We start from the raw sequence: 23150 nt of genomic DNA, 5'->3' as shown, positions 1-23150 counted from the left end.
GAAGGCTCCGAAGGTGGCCAACATTTTATGCTGGTTGAACAGGTGACCAAGGGCAACTGAGACATATACGATTAAAATGCCCGAGGCTAAACTGATAAAGATGCCAAGGATAATCTCAAAGGCCAAAAGGTAGATCGAAGCCCCCAATTGTTCAAACGCTCGGTCATAGACCGTGGCAAGCTCCACAATGATTCTAGTGAGGTCTCCTTTTTTAAGAGCAATCATTAGAATTGAAATGAAAGCAGCGAATACACTGGTTATCATCCACAGGATGGATACGAGAAGTTTACTAACAATGTGTTTCCAGGGCTTTACCGGAAGTGTAAGCATCAAGTAGCCTTCATCAGAAAGCAGATTCTTATAAAAGCGTTGAATCATCATAATAAAGGTCATGACGAACATTCCCACCATAATAATGACATAGATAATCATGCTGATAACTGCGGGAGTGCCCCATTCCTCGACACCGATTGTAGAAAACAATCGTGTGATTCCTGCGAACACTATCAGAGCTAGGAATAGAGGTAGAAATATTCTTCCAGTAGCTTTAACTTCGTATTTTATAAGCTTACTTAACATTTGAACACCTCCCTGAATAAAAGATCGATGGATTTACCTTTTTCATCTCGAATATCGTCAACGGAAGAGGTCAAAACCACTTGCCCTTGATTTATAAAAACCACATAATCCAAGATATTCTCGATGTCTGAAATGAGGTGGGTCGAGATAATTACCGTAGCTTTCTCATTGTAATTGCTGATAATCGTTTTGAGAATATAATCTCTTGCTGCCGGGTCCACTCCGCCAATAGGCTCATCCAAAAGATAAAGTTCCGCTTCTCGGCTCATGACAAGAATCAACTGAACTTTTTCCTTGGTTCCTTTGGACATAGTTTTCAATCGGTCATTAGGATTAATATTGAGACTTTTTAGCATTTCATAAGCCCTTCCGGGGTTGAAATCATCATAGAAGTCTGAGAACAACTCAATAATTTGGTGTACGCGCATCCAATCATTTAAATAAGTCTTTTCTGGGAGGTAAGAAACGATTTTCTTGGTCTCGACGCCGGGTTCCTTACCTGAAATGAGAATCCTCCCACTGGTGGGAGTCAACAGTTCATTGGCAAGCTTGATGATGGTGCTTTTACCGCTGCCGTTTGGTCCTAGAAGGCCAACGATTTGTCCGCGTTCTATCGATAGGTTAACATCAGACACCGCTGTTTTACTTCCGAATTTTTTGGTCAGGGACTTACATTCTAAAATGGGGCTCATTTCTTCATCTCCTTTACCATACTATCAATGATGGTCAGGATCTCAGTTTGTTCAAAGCCCATTAACTTCATTTTTTCTAGGAATTCCGAGATTTGCTCCTGAGCCAATTTCGTCTTAGCCATTTGAATCATCTGCCCATCCTCCGTAATCGTACGACCGCTTGTGCGGTGTGTAATTATAAGGCCATCTTCCTCCAATTTCGCCAGAGCCCTCTGCATAGTATTGGGGTTTACTGCGGCCTCTTGAGCCATATCCCGTACCGAAGGCAATTTTGATCCTAAGGGATAAGCCCCGGAGAAGATCATCAGCTCGATTTGTTCAATCAACTGGGTGTAAATAGGTCTGTCAGATTTTAAGTCCCATGGCACTGGTATCACCCCTTGTATTATTGTATTAGATGCTTAATACAATAATACGCCTTTTAAATAAATTGTCAAGTAATTTCATATGTAGAATAGATAGAAGATTCCAAGAATTTTTTTGTAATAGGAATTTTACACGGACTTTTTAATGTATAATGACAATACATGGTATCAAAGTTAGGAGTAAGGTCTTTAAATACATAGTTAGGTGGAGAGGAAATGGAGACAAAGGGATTAAAGGTTGAGGATATTACCGAATTAATCCAGACTATCAATGAGCAAACAAATTCGTTAGAAGCCTTAAAGACATTTGTCCGGGGATGCGTAACGTTGTTTGGCTGTCAAATGGCAGCTATTTGGGTGGTGCGATCTGAGAAATATTACTTACTAGCCAAAAATACGAATGTCTTACCCAATGAAAAATACTCAAATAATTTTGCAGAAGCTGCTTGTAAACATGTCCTAAGTTTCCCCTTGCGACACCTAGGAGAAGAACTTGGAATTTTAGAACTGTTCTCCTATAATGAGCTGTCCCATGACAGCAGCACCATGACCTGGCTTAATCAACTAGGTCCATTAGTGGCCTCCCTCGTATCTGGACACGAGATGCGTGCAGTCGCACTGGAGAGAGAGAAGGACTTAAATCTATTATTATGGGGAACAGAAATTCTTGTTCAAATCCAAACAGAATCGGAGTTGTTGGAGGAAGCGGGAGAGATGGCTATGGTCTTAAACCTCGAGGCAGGGTTTTTCTTCATGCGGCATGAGAATAACTGGAAGGTACAGGCCCCCTTCGGGCGCCTCAAGCAAAAAGATAATGGCTGGGAGCAATGGGTTTTTGATCAAATACAGATAAACCCGGACAATTACACTGGGCATGAGCAAACTGAATCATACGTTCTTTCTCCCTCTCGACCCGGACTCAAACGTGATTTTCAATGGCAAAAACTCTTAATTCAGCCGGTGGAGACGAATAGCGGGATCATTGGAGAACTATGGGTGCTTGATTTTCAGGATAACAAGCTGAAGTCGAGGAAAGAAGTTTTCGCAGCGTTTGCCCGTAGTTTGGGCGTGGCCTTAGAAACCATCCGGCAGCGCCGGAGGTTGGAGCAGATGGCTACTACCGATTCCTTGACTGGGATACTCAATCGACAGGGGTTTAGTCAGCGACTTCGGGCAGAAATGGCATCTACAAAACGTCGTGGTTCAAGTTTCCTATTGTTGTTACTTGATCTGGATGGATTCAAAATACTGAATGATACTCTCGGGCATCCAACGGGAGACCGAGCCTTGTGCGTCATTGCCAATAACATTCAAAGCTTTATCCGCGAAAATGATATCCTTGCTCGTAGTGGGGGAGATGAACTTTCTTTAGTACTGGTGGATATGCAAAAAGGGCCCGAGGCTGTAAACGTTATTAGTCGATTAAAAGCACGTATGGGGCTCGAAGAATTTAAACTGGGGATAAGCATTGGGGTTGCCGAGTTTCCTACGGAAGCGGACAACTACGAAAGTTTATACCATTTGGCCGATGAGCGCCTTTATATTGGCAAGAATTCCGGAAAGAACAAAACAATATTTGACTCGAAGTCTAAAATTTAATCGAAGGAGTGAGTGAAAATTGGTTTTGCCTGAAGTCATCAGGGTGGATAAAACGAAATGTCAGCATTGTCTGGCCTGTATTCGAGTTTGCCCTGTAAAACTTTGCAATGTGGTAGAAGTGGATGGCATTTCGGTGAATTCCGATTTATGCATCGGTTGTGGCGAATGTATTAGAGCATGTGCCGAAAAGGGTCATTTCGCGCGTTATGGAGTGGATGATTTCCCGGAGTTTCAGAAAGATCTAGCAGCTGGAGTTGCTATTGGTGTCTTAGTTGCGCCGGCTGCTGCAGTTAATTACCATCCATGGTTTCCCCAACTACTAACTGCCCTACGCCGTTTAGGTGTACGTTATGTCTTTGATGTGAGTTTTGGTGCCGAAATTACCACCTATTTATACAAGAAGGCTTTGGATGCCGGTATTAAAACTCCCGTTATTGCTCAACCATGTCCAGCTGTTGTTAGCTACATAGAAACCTACCATACGGATCTAGTACCTTATCTCGCCCCGACTCATTCACCGTCCCTGGATGCGGCGATCTGGCTCAAAAATCAACAGGAGTTTCGGGAACTAAAGCTTGCCTTTCTCGGCCCCTGCTTAGCCAAACGCCGAGAATTTCATGATCCGAATACAGGTGGAGTTATAGCCTATAATGTGACGTTTAAGTCTCTTACAGATTACTTAGAACAGCAAGGGATCCAGCTAGAACAACTAGAACCTTCAAGTTTTGATACCCCCGAGGCTGAACGAGCTGTGGGTTATTCTCAGCCGGGGGGGTTAACAGATACCTTCAAACGCTTTGGTATGAAGGTACGCAAGGCTGATTTTCCTAGGGTAGAGGGTCCGAGAGAAATATATGGGAAATATCTGCCGGAGTTGAAAGAAGATATCCGTTGCGGGCGGGTTCCAGTGCTGGTGGACATTCTTAATTGTACTCATGGTTGCAACGGTGGGCCTGCAGTGAGTCATACCTTTTCCCAGTATCAAATTGATTTGATCATGGACGACCGTAAAGCCGAGCAGATTGAAAAACATCAGACCCTAATAAAATCCGACCAAGACGTTTTTCAAGACTTTTATCGCGGACTTGAGGCCACTGAGTCAAGGTATTTACGCCGTTACAGTGATAAATCCTTCAACCGGTATCTACGCTCACCATCCTTTGAAGAGGAAGAGACTATCTGGCAGCTCATGCATAAGCCAACTCCGGAAGAACAGGGAATTAACTGTGCCTCCTGCGGTTATGGTAATTGTAGGGATATGATGTTAGCGATTTACAATGACCTAAATCCAGTGGAAAGTTGCAAGTACTACCTCCTGAAAGAAAATGAACGTAATCTAAGCCAAGTTCAGGATTTAGCTTCGGAGATTGAAGAACAACGAGACGAGATTGCCGCCTGGAATGAAGTGCTTGAAAAAACCGTTGCGGCGCGAACCATTGCTTTGCGTAATCTTTTAAACAACGCAGGTCAGGGATTCCTGTCCTTTGGACCAGACTTAATCATGCGCGAAGAGTACAGCAATGAATGTGTACGAATTTTTGGCGGACAGATCGCCGGTCTTAAATTTGACGAACTTATCTTCCCTAAAGATCAGGAACAACGGGATTTTATTGAATCCCTCTTTTTTGAAATCTTCAATCATCGGGACCAGCAGCTACGGGAAATTTATCTCCCCCTGCTACCCACGGAGGTATTAATTAATTCCAAGTATATAAATGTTGAGTATAAAATCATTGAGGATTCAGGAATCGAAGGCGCTGAAGTCTGTATGGTTATTCTAAGTGATGTTACCGAGAATCGACTTTTGGAAAGCCAGGTTGAACAGGAACGAAATCTATTAAAAATGGTTGTTAAAGTCATCGTGAACCGCATTGACTTCATCCAAAATATCAAGGACTATCAACGATTCTGTACTTCAGGTCTACCGAGTATTCTAGAAGAATCGACGACCATGGAAGAAAAGTTAGCTGCGATTTTCCGGCAAGTTCATACCTTTAAGGGTAACTTTAGTCAATTAAACATGGGTATTGTTGTTGAACACTTACACCAACTTGAAACGGAGATGACGAATTTTAAAAACGAGAGAGGATTTAACGTGGACCAACAGGAGCTTAAGCAGTTATTTAACGAGTTAGAGCTGGAGTCTTGGTTGCAGGAAGACTTGGCTTATCTTGAGCAAGTATTAGGACCAACCCTATTTACCCAGGAAGACGAGTTGGTCATCAGTAAGATCAAACTGATGGAGATAGAGAAACGGATTGAAACCCTCTTGCCGCCCTCCGAATGTAAACTGTTGATTCCTGAACTCCGACGGCTTCGTTACAAACCTCTGGCTGAACTATTTAACTCTTTCCCGGATTATGTCAACCGATTGGCAGACCGCTTTGATAAACCAGTTTATCCTGTTATGGTAGCGGCGGAACCGATTCAAATAGATCCGGATTCCTATAAAAATGTCATCAAGGCTTTAGTTCATGTTTTCCGTAATGCGGTGGATCACGGCCTAGAAAATGCCGATGAACGGTTAGAACAGGGTAAAGAGGAATATGGCCGGGTCTCAATAACGATTTCCAGCAATGAACGGTATATTATCGTGGGGATCAGTGATGATGGCCGGGGTATTGATGCCTCAGCTGTACGTACAAAGGCTTTGGCTCAGGGATTACTACCAGAAGAACAATTACTAGCTGCTAGTGACGAAGAAATAATCCAACTAGTTTTTGTCGATGGTTTTTCTACCAAAGAAACAGTAACGGATATCTCCGGCAGGGGTGTAGGTTTAGCTGCCCTAAAACATGAGGTAACAAAGTTAGGGGGCTATCCACGAGTCGAAACTGTTTTAGGCGAGGGTACCACCGTCTACCTTTACCTACCATTAGAGAACGAAGATGTATGGACCTTGCCGGTCAGCGATTTATTAGTGCCTTTGCTAGAAACTACACAAGGGTTTCTCTCTGAACAAATTGGTTTAGAAGTGGAACCTGTTGATCAGACAGCAATTGTCCGGCAAAACTCCTTGGAACTCAATCGAAAGACCGCTTTGTTAGCGATTAGAGGGGCAATTGAATGCTACTTTGTCTTAAGTGTTGATGATGAGGTTTTACGCTTAATGGTCCGTAATTATTTGATGGACGACCTTCAACCAGGTGAGGAAGAAGAGTATATGCAGGATATCTTAGGAGAAAGCGCGAATACAATCCTAGGGAATTCCGTAAAATATTTCCCTGGCCTAGAAGAATTGTTGATTATTGATAGTCCTGTTGCCCTGGCAACAGAGGAAGCTTTAATGAGATATAAAGAAGCACAAATCTGGAGTTGCCAGTTACAAACAAGTGCTGGACGCTTTAGCTTAGGACTGGTTGTACCTCCGGGCACTGTCGGTGGACGTCTGGTTGAATAGGTATAAGGAGGAACTTCTAAAATGGCACAAATTCTAATTGTTGATGACTCTGCAATTATGCGTAGAAATTTAAAAACCATTCTCGTTCAAGCCGGTCATACGGTAGTGGGAGAAGCAATAAACGGTGGACAGGCTCACTTAATGTATCGCACCCATGTTCCTGATCTGGTAACCATGGATATTACTATGCCTAATGTTAACGGAATTGAGGCTGTTAAACTGATCAAGAAGGAATTTCCAGATGCTAAAATAATCATGGTTAGTGCTCTAGATCAACGGAGCATGGTATTGGAAGCTCTCAAGCAGGGAGCAAACCATTATATTGTCAAGCCGATTACTCCGGAAACGGTTATTGAAGTGGTCAATAAGGTATTAAATATTCAACCTAATGTAACCAATGAGGCAGATCTTCAGCCTGAGGAAACTGTCTCCGATGGAGCAGATGAAGCCCCGTTTACCATTGAAAACATTGATAACACCTTTCAGATTAAGCTTTCTCCCAATCTTAGTGAAGACAGCTTTGCTATGCTCATGCAGGCAGTTCAAGGGTTAATGTTTGTTAAGCCCTTAAAAGTCCTACTAAACTTTAACTCAATCGAAACATTGCCTGACCCCTTACTCCCCAAAATTGCCGATATTGTTACAACCGTTAAACGAGCTAAGGGAATCATAAGAGTCGTAGCCCGCAATAAGAACTTTGTTACATCCGTCAAGGAAAAGAAGATCAATAACTTAAGTGAGGTAATGGAAGGTATTTAAAGGTATAAACCCAGCTGAGGTTGGAAAAGCTAAAAAAAGAACAACTCGTTAATTCGCCCACTCAAGCTTTGGAGGGATGCATTGTGACAGCTTCCGCAGTGATTTTGGCAGGCGGTAAAAGTTCCCGCATGGGCTATAATAAAGCCTTTGCCGAATTAAACCACAAACCGATGATCGAGGTTCAGCTTGAGGAATTAAACAACTATTTTTCTGAAGTTATCATTGTCAGCAACGATCCCGACCTATACAAATATTTGGGTGTTAGGATAGTAGCGGATATAATTCCCGGAAAAGGACCTCTAAGTGGTATCCATAGCGGACTTATAGCATGCAGTCATGAGGACTGTTTCACAATTCCTTGTGACATGCCCTTTATATCAGGGGAGGTAGGGGAAAGATTACTTGAGTTGGCTCGGGGGTACGACGGGGCAGTCCCTAAATTAGATGGTAAATTAGAACCCCTTTCTGCAATTTATAAAAAGACTTGTATCCCATCGATTGAGGATTGCCTTTTAAAGGATAAACGTAGAATCATAGATTTTTACCCTCAGGTAAATTTGCGTTACGTTGAGGTATTGGATCCCTTCTTTAAGGAAACGGCCAGGGTGTTTTCTAATATCAATACTCCGGCAGATCTAGCTGAGGCAAGACTCTATATAGGTTTTTAATACGAGAGAATGTGAACAGGCTTTATAGCTGAATATAAAGCCTGTTTTCCTATGCCAAAAATTGGAATGCAAAAACATTCTTATAGTAATATTAAGTACAAAAATTCTGAACCGCCGCAAAGGGATGTAGATACCATATTATGTAGATTAAGTAAAGTATTGCATGGAGGAGATTTTGAAATTTAGCAAAGACTAATTGGGCAAATAGTTGCAATAAGGTAAATCTAGTACTCTCTACTAGTCAAAAAATAAGGGGAGGGTTTATATGATTATTCCTAAAACTAAAGACCGTATGATGTTAGGTGTCTTAGCGGGAGGGCTGGCTTTTATAGTTCAATCCATGCTTGATTATGTATCTTATAAACAAAATATTTCCAAACGTCCTTATTGGACAACTGCTGCAGGTGTATGGGTAAAGAGTAATAGGCAGGCTAAAAAATGGAATGGACAACTGTTAGGCGCTTGGATGACATTTGGGTTAAATTCAGTAAATGGAATATTTATGGTATGGAGCTTTACAAAGGCCGGTTTAAATAAATGGCCCATAAAGGGTATTGTGTTAGGTTCACTTACAGGAGGGATTACTAATGCGCTGCTAAGTGGCTTTGCAAAAAACAAAGTTGCCCCCAAAGACAGTAACAGCACCCTATCATATGCTTTAACAAATGCAATTACTGGACTCGTTGCTGCTTGGAGTATAGTGACCTTTGGGGATGAATCACTTTTCAATGAAAGACGGGTTATTGCTGATACCTCAGCGGAAGATTCTTTACCTGCTATGTCAATGGACATTAAAGTTAAGGAACTTCAACCTACTTATATTCACTAATTAAATTTGATGTAGATAGGAAATGACCAATCCCTCGAAAGGATTGGTCATTTCCTATTCTTTTTTAACGTATCAGAAAGTATAACTTTAGGGTCCTCTTTCACTCATGTCATCCTGAGCGTAGCGAAGGATCTTAACTTGTGTGAAAGTGCAGAAGTCAAGATTCTTCGGCTATGCCTCAGAAAGACATGTATAGTAAAAAGACGCGTAGCGTTTTTCTTAACGACATTTAACTAGATTTTTTTGTTAGTATGGATAGGACTAGACCATACAAGCAAGGCTTTTTTGATATAGACGGAGGTTAAGAGCAGTTTAGTTCATGACTTTCTTAACCTTAACAGCACAGACCTTTAGTTCAGGTATATTGCAGACTGGGTCTCTGGCACTATTAGTCAGACGATTGGTAGGTGTTTCTTTATAGTGGAAGGTTAAAAAGACCATCCCGGGCGGAATATGATCCGTTACCTGGGTTTTTGTTTTGACCTCACCTCTTCGAGACTCCACTTGAACATAGTCCCCATCCTTGATCCGATAGTCCTTAGCAGTATCTGGGTGCATCATCATCAATTCTTCCGGGCGCATTCTTTCTAACTTTGAACGTCGGCTCATGCTGCCGGTGTGAAACTGATAGAGATTACGACCGGTGGTTAATAAGAGAGGATAATCCTCATCAGGTTCCTCTGCTGCAGGTATGTGATGAACCCCATGGAACTTACCTTTACCTCTGGAAAACGTGTCCCTATGCAGGTAGGGAGTTCCCGGATGATCCGAAGTAGGGCAGGGCCATTGAAGTCCCCTGGTTTCGAGCCGGTCATAATTAATCCCGCCATAAGAGGGAGTACAGCTTGCTATTTCTTCCATGATCTCTTCCGGTCCCCTAGGATAGACCCAGTTGTGACCCATTTTATTGGCCAAGGCAACAAGGGTTTCCCAGTCTGACTGAGTGTTTCCCTGGAGAGTAATAGCTTTTCTAACCCGCTGAATCCTGCGCTCTGTATTAGTAAAGGTACCCACTTTCTCCGCAAAGCTGACTGCCGGTAGGACGACCTCAGCCAATTCTGCTGTTTCTGTGAGAAAAATATCTTGCACTACCAGGAAATCTAAGTTCTTTAAAGCTTTAACCACATGGTTGGCGTCAGGATCTGCCAGAACGGGATTTTCGCCCATGATATACAGGGCTTTAATCTCACCAGAATAAGCCGCATCCATCATTTCGGGTAACGTCAAACCGGGTTTATCCGGTAAATCTGTTCCCCAAAACTGGGTGAATTTATGCCTGCTTTCCAGGGCATCAACTAACTGATAGCCGGGATAGTAATTAGGCAGACAGCCCATATCACAAGCGCCCTGTACATTGTTCTGGCCCCTAAGGGGGTAGACGCCGGCTCCTTCTTTGCCCACATTTCCCGTTAAAATAGCCAAATTAGCCAGCGAAAGCACATTTTGAGTTCCCGAGGTATGCTGGGTTATGCCCATAGCATAAACAATGGAGGCTCGCTCAGCCTGACTAAAAAGGTGGGCAGCCTCTTCAATTAATTCTGCCTTGACCCCGGTGATTTCTTCAACTCGCTTTGGATGATACCCCTCTACAACCTCGCTCCATTCAGCAAACCCTTCACACCGTTCACATACGAACTCCACGTCCCATAAGTTATCTCTTAATATAACATGGGCAAGTCCATTGATGAGGGCGATATCCGTTCCGGGCCTATGGCGCAGCCAGATATCGGCATAGTTTGTCAGCTCAATTTTTCGCGGATCGGCTACAATCAGTTTCCGTCCATTACGTACGGCCTGCTTAATACGGTAGCCTGTCACCGGATGGGCCTCTGTGGTATTGGCTCCAATTAGAAAAATGACTTCTGTATCTAGTAACTCATTGATGGAGTTCGTCATTGCTCCACTACCAAACGCTGTTGCCAGACCGGCAACGGTGGAGCTGTGTCAGAGGCGGGCACAGTGATCAACATTGTTAGTATGGAGAACTGTCCGCATAAATTTTTGAAAGAGATAGTTTTCTTCGTTGGTACATTTTGCCGAGCTTAAGCCCGCAAAAGCTTGGCCGCCGCGTTCCTGTAAAATTCCTTGGAGACGATGAGCAACATAAGTGAGAGCTTCCTCCCAGGAGGCCTTCTCGAAAACCCCATTGCGCTTAATTAAGGGGTCAGTCAAACGATCCTGAGAATGAACATATTCCCAGCCAAACTGGCCCTTGGCACAAAGGTGCCCTAAGTTGGAACCGGACTTATCCGCAGTGACGCCAATGATTCGGTCATCCTTAACCTTAAGCTTCAATTGGCAGCCTACCCCGCAATAAGAGCAGGTAGTGGTGACCTTTTTTACCTCCCAAGGTCGGCCTTCCCAGAGCACGGATTTTTCTACCAGGGCACCCACCGGGCAGACATTAACACACATCCCGCAGGCGGTACAGGTTGTCTCTTGGAGGGTATCATCAAAGGCTGAAGTAACTTTCGTATCAAAGCCCCTTTCCATGAAGTCATAGACATGAGCGCCGTTGACTTCAGCACAGATGGAAACGCACTTCCCGCATTTAATACATTTACTATAGTCTCGGATAAAAAAGTGATTATCCGTGTCAATAGGATAATGCTTTTTATCCCCCTTGTAAGGGGTATCTTCGACCTTATAGCGATAACAGTAGTCCTGCAGTCTGCAGTCCCCATTGCGCTCACAGGTAAGACACCGAAGGTCATGGTTAGCGATAAGCAGCCTTAAAATATCCCTGCGGGCCGAAATCACCCGCTCAGATTCGGTTTGTACCTCCATACCCTCGGTAACGGGAGTAGCACAGGAAGCCAGCAGTTTCCTGACCCCTTTAACCTCCACAACACACATTCTGCAAGAACCGGTAATCGTCAAGCCTTCCTCATAACAAAGAGTAGGAATGTTTATCCCGTTTTCCTCCGCCGCCTTCAAAATAGAATAGTCGGCGGGAACGCTATATTGATTGCCGTTGATTGTAATTGAAACCAAACGATCACGCTCCTAACCCCTGATAATGGCGTCAAAGGGACATTTCTCCATGCAAACGCCGCATTGAGCGCACTTGGAAACGTCAATTTTGTGCGCCTGTTTCTTTTCACCGGTGATAGCTTCAGTCGGGCAGCTTTTCTTACAAAGCCCGCAAGCCTTACATTTATCTTCCATAACCTTATAACTCAGCAAAGCCTTGCAAACCCCGGCTGGGCAGACCTTATTCTTAACATGCAGCTCATACTCCTGCCGGAAGTATTTTAAGGTACTTAGGATGGGGTTAGGTGCAGTCTGACCTAAGCCACAGAGCGAAGATTGAATAATGTTCTCACCTAAGCTCTGAAGTCGATCCAGATCCTCCATTTCCCCGTTGCCTTCCACAATTCTCTGCAAAATCTCTAATAGTCGGGTATTACCTTCTCGGCAAGGCGTACATTTACCACAGGATTCATGCCTGGAAAAGGAAAGAAAGAAGCGGGCAAGTTCCACCATGCAGGTGGATTCATCCATAACCACCAAGCCGCCGGAGCCCATCATGGCCCCTGCCTCTAGAAGGGAATCATAATCAATAGGGAGGTCTAAATGTTCTTCCGTGAGGCAGCCTCCCGACGGCCCACCGATTTGTACGGCCTTAAACTTCTTGCCATCGCTGACTCCGCCCCCAATATTAAAGACGACTTCCCTGAGAGTGATGCCCATAGGTACCTCTGCCAGCCCAGTGTTGTTAACCTTACCAGTCAAAGCAAATATCTTGGTGCCTTTGCTCTTCTCTGTGCCGATCTGAGCGTATCGTTGACTTCCCATTTCCATAATCACTGGAACATTGGCTAGGGTTTCTACATTGTTTATGTTGCTGGGGCGGTCCCAAAGCCCTTTCACTGCAGGGTAAGGGGGCCTAGGCCTTGGCATACCCCGATTGCCCTGAATTGATTCCATCAGAGCGGTTTCTTCGCCGCAAACAAAAGCCCCAGCGCCTTGTTTGATTTTGATGGAAAAGTCGAAGTTACTTCCCAATAGGTTCTTGCCCAGGTAACCTCTTGCCTCAGCCTGTTCAATGGCTATGGACAACCGCTTTACGGCCAAGGGATATTCCGCCCGAATATAGATATAGCCCTCCTGAGCACCAATGGCATATCCAGCAATCAACATCCCTTCCAGGACTGCGTGTGGATCCCCTTCGGAAAGACTTCGATCCATAAACGCTCCGGGATCCCCTTCATCCGCATTGCAAATAATGTACTTATTATCCGCGCCGGATTTTCTGGCAAAGTCCCACTTTGTCCCTGTGGGGAACCCACCCCCGCCTCTTCCCCTAAGACCCGAGGTCTTGATTTCTTGTATGACCTGCTCAGGCTGCAGTTTAAGGACTTTGTGCAAGGACTTATATCCACCTGAACTTAGATAGTCATCAATATTTTCCGGATCGATAATCCCACAGTTCTTAAGTACCAGGCGTTGTTGTTTTTTATAGAAGGGAACATCATGACGAGTCAGTATCCTTTCGTTGGTTGTCGGCTCTACATACAGTAACTCATCATAGACCTTTCCTTCCTTGAGCTGATGGATAAGATTTGGTACATCCTGAGGTGCTACCTTGCAATAAAAGTTATCCTTCGGCGTCACTAGGATAACCGGTCCCTGTTCACAGAAACCGTGGCAGCCGGTATATTTAAGTTTAAATTCGGCCTCCAAACCCTGGCGGGACAGTTCTTGTTCAAGGGCATCGTGGACAAGTCTGGAATCGCCGGAAATACACCCGGTACCGCCACAAACGAGAATTTCTTTCACTAAACCGCCTCCTGCCTACGGTATTTGGCTAAGATTTCGGGAATTTTCTCCGGAGTTAATTTCCCATGGATATCGTCATTGATAGACATTACCGGGGCTAAGCCGCAAGCGCCGATGCAGGCCACAGACTCCAGAGTAAATTCCAGATCCTTGGTGGTCTCCCCGGTTTTAATCCCTAATTCCTCTTCCAGCTTGGCCATAATCGAGGCCCCGCCTCGAACATGACAGGCGGTGCCCATACAGATGCGAATAATATTTTTGCCTCGAGGTTTTAAGTGGAACTGGGAGTAGAAGGTTGTTACTCCCAGCACTTTAGCTAGGGATAACTTCATACCTTCGGCGATCTGCTCCAAGGTTTCCCTAGACAGATAACCTGCTTGGTCCTGGGCCTCTTGCAGTAGGGGTATCAACCCTCCATGGCTGCCACGGTACTTATCAATTAATTTAGAGATGTCTTCCAATTGCTTCAACTCCTGATAGTGTTACAGTTTAAACTAATATCTCCCAGATTGAGCGGCATAATTCATGATTATCCTTACCTAGGGGTCTGGGCTATGAATAATCTAATCTTAAATAAGGGAATGTAAAGCTTATAGAGTCCCGTTACAAAAATGTAAAATTCGCGGATAATTAAGCACTATGTCATCCTGAGCGATAGCGAAGGATCTGGATCCTTCGCTATCGCTCAGGATAACAGGATGCCTGTGGTGCTTTTAAAGCAATGACGATTGATTAATTTGTAACAGACTCTAATAGTTAAGATGTTGTGCGGAGGTAAGGAAATGGGCGGGTATAGGGGAAGAATTCTCCGAGTTAATTTAACAGATAAATGCATCATGCTCGAAGAGCTTAAGCTAGAACTAGCTAAAAAATACTTAGGAGGACGGGGTCTTGCTGGAAAGATGTTTACAGAAGAAGTACCTACAGAAGTAGATGCCTTTTCCCCCGAGAATAAAGTGTTTATTGCTGCTGGAACTCTGACGGGTACCAAGGCTCCGACCTCAGGTCGGTTTATGGTTGTTACTAAATCCCCCCTCAATGGGACCATAGCGGCCTCGAATTCGGGTGGATTTTGGGGACCCCAATTAAAATTTGCGGGTTATGACATGGTCGTACTAGAAGGAAAAGCTGATGCACCGGTGTATCTCTCCATAGAGGACGACAAGATTGAAATCAAGGATGCGGCCCATATCTGGGGAAAGGACGTCTATGAGACAACCTCAATCCTTAAAGCGGAGTTCGGGGATGATCAGGCAAAAGTGTTAACCATTGGACCTGCCGGTGAAAACCTTTCATTTATGGCCTCGGTTATGAATGATCTTTACCGGGCTGCCGGTCGAAACGGAGTCGGGGCTGTGTTGGGCTCTAAAAATATTAAGGCTATCATAGTTCGGGGAACCGGAAGAGTTGAGCATGCTGAACCAAATGCTTTGAACGAAGTATTAACGGATGTCCTGAACAAGATTCAAGAAAACGGTGTAACGAGCCAAGGGCTGCCTACCTATGGCACGGCTATTTTAGTCAATATAATGAATGAGAATGGAGTCTATCCCGTCAATAACTTCCAAGAATCCTATAATGAAAATGCCGATGAACTTAGCGGAGAAACTATGACTGAAAAATATCTCGTAAAAAAGGAATCCTGCTATCGCTGCCCAATTGCTTGTGGTCGCTATTGCAATTGGGAAGAAGGGGAAGGCGGCGGTCCAGAGTATGAGAGCGTTTGGGTCTTTGGCTCGAATTGTGGTGTTCAGGATTATCAGGCCATTCACCAAGCCAATGATTTGTGTAATCGGTTCGGTTTGGACACGATTTCTGTTGGTGCTACAATAGCTACCGGTATGGAATTATTCCAGCGTGGATACATAAAGACTGAAGAACTGGAAGGTACTCCTTTAGAATTCGGCCATGCCCAAGGAATGGTTGAATGGATCCGAAAGATTGCCTATCGGGAAGGCTTAGGGGCAAAAATGGCCTTAGGATCCTATCGCTTAGCGAAAGGTTATGGGGCTGCAGAACTCTCCATGAGCGTTAAAAAGCAAGAACTCCCTGCTTGTGACCCCCGTGGGGTTCAAGGCCAGGGTTTATCCTATGCCACCAGTAATCGGGGGGGCTGTCATGTCCGAGGGTATAGTATACCCCCTGAAATTCTAGGAACAGCTGAGAAACCCGATCGATTCAGTATCAAAGGAAAAGCTAAAACGGTTAAGGCATCCCAAGATCTAAGCGCTGTCATAGACTCAGTTGGCCTATGCCTCTTCTCATCCTTCGCTCTAGGATTATCAGACTACAAAAAGCTGATTAATGCCATAACAGGCTTTGATTATACGGATGAAGAACTTCTGGCCTGTGGCGAACGGGTTTGGAATAACGAACGGCTCCATAACTTGCGTATAGGATACACAAAAGCGGATGATACCTTACCGAAGCGGTTTCTTAAAGAACCAATTCCATCGGGTCCTTCTAAAGGACATGTTCATCGAATCGAGGAATTGCTCCCCGAATATTATACGGTCCGAGGTTGGACTCCTGATGGCGTCCCTAGTTCTGAGCACTTAAACGCCTTAGGTATGTAAAGAAAACCCCTTATCATCCTTCCGAGGAGATAAGGGGTTTATTCGTTTCGTCAAGAGACCTTGTAGTACTGGGGATATGACTCCCGAAAGGATACCACCGGGTGAATTAACTTTAAATAAGTCTGGACAGTCCAGATTTCTTCAGTTAAGATTATATTAAATATTGGAACCTGGGAAAGAGGAACAAGGCTGGAGGCCAATGATGTTTCCTCTTTCTTTTACCTTCTAACCAAATTATCAGTGACCTACCAAATAGTTTCTCTTCCAGGATGGTCAAAAAGCTGAAAAATTAAAAAGTATACAATCATTAATAACGATTCTAGCATCTATGGAGGGAAAAACATTTTGATAAAAATATTTAAAACATTGAGTCTAAAAACAAAAGCAACCATCGGATTTGTAGTAGTATTTCTAATTATGCTCTTATCAGCCATGGTTGGTTTATTAGGACTCTTAAATAACAGTCGTCAATTTGATACTTTCAGTAAACTCACAGAACAGGGTGAGCTTTCTAATGAAATTGATTCATACCTTTATGCCCAAAGGCTTGCATTTAACAAATATCAAGCAGTTAACAGTATTGAATTTATAAACCAATATAAAGAGATAGATGTAAACATGAAAAACGCTATTTCAAGACTGATAGAAATTACTAAAGATAAAGAAAGAATTGATTATGTTGAGCAAATCATTTTGAAAGCCAATGAATACCAGCTTAATTTTGATATCTATGTTATGTTATCGAATAACATTACTGCCAATCTAAACGAGTTAACGATTAACGGTAGGGAACTAACAGATGCTCTAACTATAATGAACGAAACAGCTCAAAACAGAAATGATTATGAGATGTCTTCTGAAGTAACAAATGCACTTACACACTTACTGACTGCGAGACTCAGTGGGTCAAAGTATATTGACTTTCATCAGCCGAATGAATTTGACTTATATATTGCTAATTACCAGCTATTTGAAGAAAATCTGAGTTCACTAAAAGGAATTGAAGAAAACATAAATTATAAGACGGAGTATTATACACTGGCAAAATACATACCTTTGTACAAGACGAATATGGAACTGCTCCATCAGAATATTGAAAAGCTTGATAAAACACATAGCGAAATGGATTCATTAGGTCCGAAAATATCTGCGCTGACCGCGAAAATAAAAGCGTCTTCCTTAGAAGAGGTAAATACTTTTAAGGCTCAAATAGTGTTATCAAATCAAAGAAACAGTTTATTTGTAGGGATTATATTCCTCTTAGCTATTGTTATAGGAAGTATTGTGATTATAGGTATTCTAAAACTTGTTTTAAACCCGATCAATTTCTTAAAAGATACGTTTGAGAGTATTGCGTCTAGCGATGCGAATACTGATTTTAGGTTACCTGAGACTACAAATGATGAAATCGGAAAAATGTCAAAAGCATTTAATCTATTTATGCTAAAACTCAAAGAGATGATAGAAGATATAAGGTATCAAACCTTGCTAAAAACTTCAGAAACTGACCTGTCGGAAATTGTAAGGCTTGAAGAGGATATGAATATTATATCTAATAAGGTCGTCAGTTATTTTTGTAAAAACTTTAACATGCTTATGGGGGCTTTTTATACCTCAAATGAGGAGGGTGTTTTCCAATTAAGTGCTTCCTATGCCTACACTAATCGAAAAGGGATAGAGTATAGGGTTGAACCCGGAGCAGGAGTTATTGGACAGGTTATTAAAGAGAGAAAAATGTATATCATTCATGAACTACCAGATGATTATATACGGGTTCAAAGCGGATTGGGGAATGCAAAGCCCAATTCAGTTGTTGTTATACCATGCCTTAGTGAAGGAGAACTTGTAGGAATTATTGAACTTGCGAGTTTTAAGGAGTTACAGACCAAACAGATAAGTATGCTTGAGACCCTATCAGAAGTGATGGGTAGACTCCTGTCTACTGTCAAGGTAAGACAACGTATGAAGAATCTCCTCGACAAAACCCTCCATCAGTCAGAAGAATTACAGGTTCAACAGGAAGAACTTCGTCAGAGCAATGAAGAGTTAGAAGAACAAGCCAGAGCCTTAAAGGAGTCAGAAGGCAAACTGCAAATTCAGCAGGAGGAACTAAGAGTTACCAACGAGGAACTTGAAACTCATTCTAAACAGCTGGAAGAGCAAAAGCGCATTTTAGATGAAAAAAATATTGCTTTAGTAACAACTCAGGATGAAATGGTTAGAAAAGCAGAAGCTTTAGAAAAAGCTAATAAATATAAGTCGGAATTTCTGGCGAATATGTCTCATGAGCTTAGAACCCCCCTTAATAGTATCTTAGTGCTATCTCAGCTTTTAGCCAGCAAAGAGGCAGATGAACCATTGTCTGATAAAGAGAAGGAATTTGCTAGTACAATTCATTCTTCAGGCAAAGATTTGCTAACCTTAATTAATGGGGTTCTCGACCTGTCAAAATTCGAGGCCGGGAAGCTTCAAATTAATAATGAGAAAGTCTATTTGACAGAGATCGTGACTGAAAATCGAAATATGTTTGAGTCCTTGGCAGACATGAAAAAGCTTGATTTTAAGATTTCTATTGAAGATGGGATGCCGGATTATATAATAACAGACTCCTTACGTCTTAACCAAATCATCAAAAACTTACTATCTAATTCTATAAAATTTACCCACAAAGGGTATGTAAGTGTTCGGTTAAGAACTTTAAACAATAAAGAAAAAGCTTTGATGATTCAGCCGAAAGACTATATTGCCATAGAAGTTACGGATACGGGGATCGGAATTCCAAAGGATAAGCAACAAGAAGTTTTTGAGGCCTTTAAGCAATCCGACGGCACAACGAGCAGACAATACGGTGGTACGGGACTTGGACTAACAATTTCTCTTGAACTGGCAAAACTTTTAGGTGGGAACATTCTTCTTGAAAGTGAAGAGAATAAAGGCAGTAAGTTTATGCTGGTGATACCAAGGAATCCCATTCCAGATAAACAACAATCGGATGTCCTGAGTGCTATTGAAATAATGGACAACTATGATGTTTCAGAGAAACGTCGAGAAGATGATGATGATGAATCAAAATTAGCAAATCCTTTGGATAGAAATAAGAAAAGAATACTGATTATTGAAGACGATCCAACATTTGCTCAGATTTTATCTGACCTGGCTGAGGAAAAAGGATATCTTGTTACAATATCATATACTGGGAAAGATGGCATCAAAAAAGCAAAATCGGATAAACCAACGGGAATTATTCTTGATATCGGGCTGCCAGATATGGACGGCATGATTTTGGCAAAAATGCTATCTGAAGATGAGACGACAAAAAACATCCCCATCCATGTGATCTCAGGTTCTGAAGATATCAGCGAAGGGGATAGTTTTGAAGGAATGCCAAAGAGCATTATCGGATTTCTAAAGAAACCGGTGGATATTAAGTCAATCTATAAAACCTTAGCAAAAATTGAAAGAGTTGATTCAGAAGGTCGAAAGAAGATTTTAGTTGTCGGTGCCTGCGGGGATGAGGACTTTAAAAAGTTTACACAACTGGGACAAGTTCAAATTCATAAAGTATTGACGGGTAAACAAGCTATCGAGGACCTGAAAACAGAGACCTATGGATGTATCATATTAGACATAAAGCTTTCAGATACAAACGGGGTCGACTTTATGACAAGACTACGACAAGAATTAGATATTCAGATACCAATTATCATTTATACTGAAGAAGAAATTGATTTGGATGAAATTGATAACATCAATAAATATGCTGAAACCATCATTCTAAAAAGTCCAAAATCCAAAGACCGATTAATGGATGAAGTTTCATTGTTTCTGCACGATGTCGAGCGAAACTTCTTAGACCAAGGACCTGTGGACAGGATCATACTAGATGACAAAAGTTCTTTAGTGGGTGTTCGTGTTTTATTAGCAGATGATGACAGTCGAAATGTGTTCGCATTAATGCATCTACTGGAGCAGAATGGAATGCGAGTTATAGTGGCGAAGGATGGGTTTGAAGCAGTCATGCAATTTGAGAAAAATGAAGTAGACTTGGTTTTGATGGATATCATGATGCCAAAAATGGATGGATATGAAGCAATTAAACAAATACGAGAAACTATTAAAGGGACAAACACTCCCATTATAGCCCTGACAGCTAAGGCGATGAGTGATGATAGAGATAAATGTATCAGCGCTGGAGCGAATGACTATTTGACAAAGCCAGTAGAGGCAGGTCGGTTATTATCCTTGATTAAGGTGTGGATGTCATAAATGAATGATTTTGATTTTAAACATAATAATGAAGATGTCGAGACCTTTCTTTGTATTGAAGCCATTAAACTGAAATATGGGTATAACTTTAGTGAATATTCCCGTGCTCATATAAAAAGGCGGATAAAGGGCCGCCTTGTCAAAAGTGGACTTAACAACATCCTGGAGCTGACCCATAGATTGATTGAAGATGAGGCTTTTTTTAGAGATGTCCTGTTGGACTTTTCAATAAATGTGACAGAAATGTTTAGAGATCCGTCATTTTTTAAGTATTTGAGAGAGAACATAATTCCGATATTACAATCCTATCCAAAAATAAACATTTGGCATGCAGGCTGTTCCTCTGGTGAAGAAGTCTATTCTATGGCTATTTTATTAAAAGAATGCGGACTCTACGATAGATGTCAGATTTATGCAACGGATTTTAATCAAAAAATAATTGAAAAAGCTAAAGATGGGATCTATTCACTAGAAGCAATTAGGGAGTATACAAAGAACTATATTTTAGCAGGCGGAACACGCTCTTTTTCGGATTATTATTTTGCAAAGTATGATAATGCCATACTAGACCTTGAGCTGAAGAAACGGATTACCTTTGCTGAACATAATCTAGTGACAGATGGCTCCTTTGGAGAAATGCATTTGATAATCTGTAGGAATGTATTAATTTACTTTAACAGAACATTGCAGAATCGGGTTAATAGATTGTTTCTAGACAGCTTGATTAAGGGTGGCTATCTTTGCCTGGGATCAAAAGAATCCCTAGTTTATAGTGATGTATTTGAAAAATTTGATACTGTAAGTGAAGAATTTAAACTATATCGTAAGCATCTAAAAGCTTAGGGGTACCGCTTATGAAATACGATATCTTGGCAATAGGGGGATCTGCTGGCGGGATCAATGCATTGAAGAAGGTTTTGCATAATTTCCGATATGCAAGTGAAGTAGCAATTATCATTATTCAGCATCTAAGTCCAAGCAGTAAGAGCTATTTGAGAACAATTGTCTCGGGCATGATTCACATGAATGTATACGAAATTGAGGATAAAATGCAAATTAAAAGAGGGACAGTTTTTATAGCACCACCCAACTACCATGTACTGATTGAGAAAGACGGGATGTTTACACTCACGGTTACAGAAAAGGTTTGCTTTGCCAGACCTTCCATTGATGTTACCTTTGAAAGTATAGCTGATACCTTTGGTGAAAGTGCCATAGGAATGCTTTTGACAGGCGCAAACCAAGATGGAGGACAAGGCCTGAAGCTGATTAGAGAAGCGGGAGGCTATACGATTGTTCAAAATCCTAATACTGCAGAAGCCCGAGAAATGCCGGAGTATGCAATCAAGCATGCTGACCCTAATGAAATCATTGGACTTGAAGAAATTGGATCTAGATTAAATCAAATTCTGATGAGTACTGGAGAAAATAGATGATTGAGCGCGTGAAACTATTGATAGTCGATGACTTAAAAGAGAACCATTTGGTAATGGAAAGTGTTTTATCGGATCCGGATTTGGACATTATTAAAGCAATGTCTGGGGAAGAAGCATTGTCCTTATGCCTTGAACATGATTTTGCCGTAATATTTATGGACGTACAGATGCCGGGCATGGATGGTTTTGAGGTGGCGGAGCTTTTAAGAAGTATCGAAAAAACCAAAAGTATTCCAATTATTTTTGTAACAGCTATAAGTAAGGAACAGAAATCAATCTTTAAGGGCTATGAAGTTGGTGCGGTAGACTACCTGTCGAAACCTATAGACCCCATTGTCCTTAGAAGTAAAGCAAGGATATTTAAGGAACTTTATTTGCAGAGAATAACCATTCAAAAGCAGCTTGTGGAGCTTGAAGAAAGACTAAAGGAACTGACGAAAATGCAGCAGGAAAAGGATTCCTTAGAAAGCCTCAGCTTGCAGGATGGGTTAACGAAAATTTATAACCGACGTGGACTTGACAAGTTTTTTAACATACATTGGAGCAACTGTTTGAGATATCGGTTGCCCTACTCAGTTATGATGATCGATATTGATGAGTTTAAGAATTATAACGATAACTATGGGCATCTACAAGGAGACGAAGTCATCAAAGCAGTGGCATCAGCAATTAAAAAATCTCTATTTAGATCCGAAGATCTTGTGGGGAGATATGGAGGGGAAGAATTTTTAGTGGTGATGCCCAATGTGGACATTGAAGGGGCAGAAATTGTTGCTAAACGTATTCAAAACGAACTATGGGAATTGAACATTAAACATGAATTTGCCAGTGGAAGAGGACGTGTAACAGTGAGCATCGGAGTCGCCGCATTGATTCCATCACATAGTATTAATCCTCAGGAACTTATTGATCAAGCAGATCAGAAAATGTATGTAGCGAAGAAAAATGGCCGAAACCAGTTCGTTTCTAATCGTTGTCAACCATAAATAGGACTGATTGCGCTTCACCATTTTTCACGTAGGGGTCTTCACAATGATATTGCCGACGGTACATAGAATGTGTTATGCTCTTGCTATTCAAGTTATTATCGGAAGGATGAGATTATGGATCTTCTCGTTACTCCTCTTATGATTATGTTGGAAAAAAAACTGGAGGCCTCTGCTCTACGGCAAAAGGTAATCGCTAACAATTTGGCAAAT

At 42.1% G+C, this 23150-nt stretch carries 15 protein-coding genes and 1 pseudogene; 10 read left to right on the top strand and 6 right to left on the bottom strand.

The window, feature by feature from the left end:
* The 3 genes from HGJ98_RS09450 to HGJ98_RS09440 form a co-directional block, all read right to left on the bottom strand.
* Positions 1–579: hypothetical protein (locus HGJ98_RS09450; protein ID WP_291350821.1), on the bottom strand; the 579-nt coding region annotated here is incomplete at its 3' end.
* A complete protein-coding gene (locus tag HGJ98_RS09445; RefSeq protein ID WP_291350820.1) occupies positions 573–1271 on the bottom strand; it encodes an ABC transporter ATP-binding protein in 699 nt (232 codons plus the stop codon). The genes HGJ98_RS09445 and HGJ98_RS09450, both read right to left, overlap by 7 nt.
* The gene (locus tag HGJ98_RS09440; protein WP_291350819.1) at positions 1268–1639 is read right to left on the bottom strand and encodes a GntR family transcriptional regulator; all 372 of its coding nucleotides are present in this window, start codon (positions 1637–1639) and stop codon (positions 1268–1270) included. The genes HGJ98_RS09445 and HGJ98_RS09440 overlap by 4 nt, the downstream gene beginning before the upstream one ends.
* A gap of 213 nt (positions 1640–1852) precedes the next feature.
* Between HGJ98_RS09440 and HGJ98_RS09435 the strand changes: the two genes are divergently transcribed.
* The 5 genes and pseudogenes from HGJ98_RS09435 to HGJ98_RS09415 all read left to right on the top strand — a co-directional run bounded on the left by HGJ98_RS09435 (position 1853) and on the right by HGJ98_RS09415 (position 8891).
* Positions 1853–3235, top strand: a complete 1383-nt coding sequence (locus tag HGJ98_RS09435) for a sensor domain-containing diguanylate cyclase (protein ID WP_291350818.1) — start codon at positions 1853–1855, stop codon at positions 3233–3235.
* A 19-nt stretch (positions 3236–3254) separates the two neighbouring features.
* Positions 3255–6635 (top strand): [Fe-Fe] hydrogenase large subunit C-terminal domain-containing protein, encoded by a 3381-nt coding sequence (locus HGJ98_RS09430; protein ID WP_291350817.1) that lies wholly within the window; start codon positions 3255–3257, stop codon positions 6633–6635.
* 21 nt (positions 6636–6656) lie between these two features.
* Positions 6657–7010: pseudogene (locus HGJ98_RS09425) on the top strand (response regulator); the annotation flags it as partial.
* 404 nt (positions 7011–7414) lie between these two features.
* Positions 7415–8062, top strand: a complete 648-nt coding sequence (locus tag HGJ98_RS09420) for a molybdenum cofactor guanylyltransferase (protein WP_291350816.1) — start codon at positions 7415–7417, stop codon at positions 8060–8062.
* 265 nt (positions 8063–8327) lie between these two features.
* On the top strand, positions 8328–8891 hold the full coding sequence (locus tag HGJ98_RS09415; RefSeq protein WP_291350815.1) for a hypothetical protein: 564 nt from the start codon (positions 8328–8330) through the stop codon (positions 8889–8891).
* A 312-nt stretch (positions 8892–9203) separates the two neighbouring features.
* Here HGJ98_RS09415 and fdhF read toward each other — a convergent pair whose 3' ends face one another.
* Genes fdhF through nuoE form a run of 3 tightly spaced genes read right to left on the bottom strand, consistent with a single transcriptional unit; the run spans position 9204 to position 14134 of the window.
* On the bottom strand, positions 9204–11885 hold the full coding sequence (gene fdhF / locus HGJ98_RS09410; RefSeq protein ID WP_291350814.1) for a formate dehydrogenase subunit alpha: 2682 nt from the start codon (positions 11883–11885) through the stop codon (positions 9204–9206).
* Between the two features lie 12 nt (positions 11886–11897).
* Positions 11898–13673: an NADH-quinone oxidoreductase subunit NuoF gene (gene nuoF / locus HGJ98_RS09405; protein WP_291350813.1), complete on the bottom strand. Its 1776-nt coding sequence runs from the start codon at positions 13671–13673 to the stop codon at positions 11898–11900.
* Positions 13673–14134, bottom strand: coding sequence for an NADH-quinone oxidoreductase subunit NuoE (nuoE, locus tag HGJ98_RS09400; protein WP_291350812.1), 462 nt, complete (start codon positions 14132–14134; stop codon positions 13673–13675). Before nuoE ends, nuoF begins: the two co-directional genes overlap by 1 nt.
* Before the next feature lie 321 nt (positions 14135–14455).
* Here nuoE and HGJ98_RS09395 point away from each other — a divergent pair, with 321 nt between their 5' ends.
* The 5 genes from HGJ98_RS09395 (at position 14456) to HGJ98_RS09375 (ending at position 22937) form a co-directional block, all read left to right on the top strand.
* Positions 14456–16249 carry an aldehyde ferredoxin oxidoreductase family protein gene (locus tag HGJ98_RS09395; RefSeq protein WP_291350811.1) on the top strand — a complete coding sequence of 598 codons (1794 nt, stop codon included), beginning with the start codon at positions 14456–14458 and terminating at the stop codon, positions 16247–16249.
* A gap of 345 nt (positions 16250–16594) precedes the next feature.
* Entirely contained in the window at positions 16595–20515 is a 3921-nt protein-coding gene (locus HGJ98_RS09390; RefSeq protein WP_291350810.1) for a response regulator, read from the top strand.
* Complete coding sequence (locus HGJ98_RS09385) at positions 20516–21358, top strand: protein-glutamate O-methyltransferase CheR (RefSeq protein ID WP_291350809.1); 843 nt, start codon at positions 20516–20518, stop codon at positions 21356–21358.
* Between the two features lie 11 nt (positions 21359–21369).
* Positions 21370–21951, top strand: coding sequence for a chemotaxis protein CheB (locus HGJ98_RS09380; protein ID WP_291350808.1), 582 nt, complete (start codon positions 21370–21372; stop codon positions 21949–21951).
* Positions 21948–22937, top strand: a complete 990-nt coding sequence (locus HGJ98_RS09375; RefSeq protein WP_291350807.1) for a diguanylate cyclase — start codon at positions 21948–21950, stop codon at positions 22935–22937. The genes HGJ98_RS09380 and HGJ98_RS09375 overlap by 4 nt, the downstream gene beginning before the upstream one ends.
* The last annotated feature ends 213 nt before the right edge of the window (positions 22938–23150 follow it).

The sequence above is a fragment of the Desulfosporosinus sp. genome, assembly GCF_014237355.1.
In the GTDB taxonomy this organism is placed as follows: Bacteria; Bacillota; Desulfitobacteriia; order Desulfitobacteriales; family Desulfitobacteriaceae; genus Desulfosporosinus.
The sequence above is the reverse complement of the archived record's forward strand: the minus strand, read 5'-3'. Positions and strand labels throughout refer to the sequence as shown.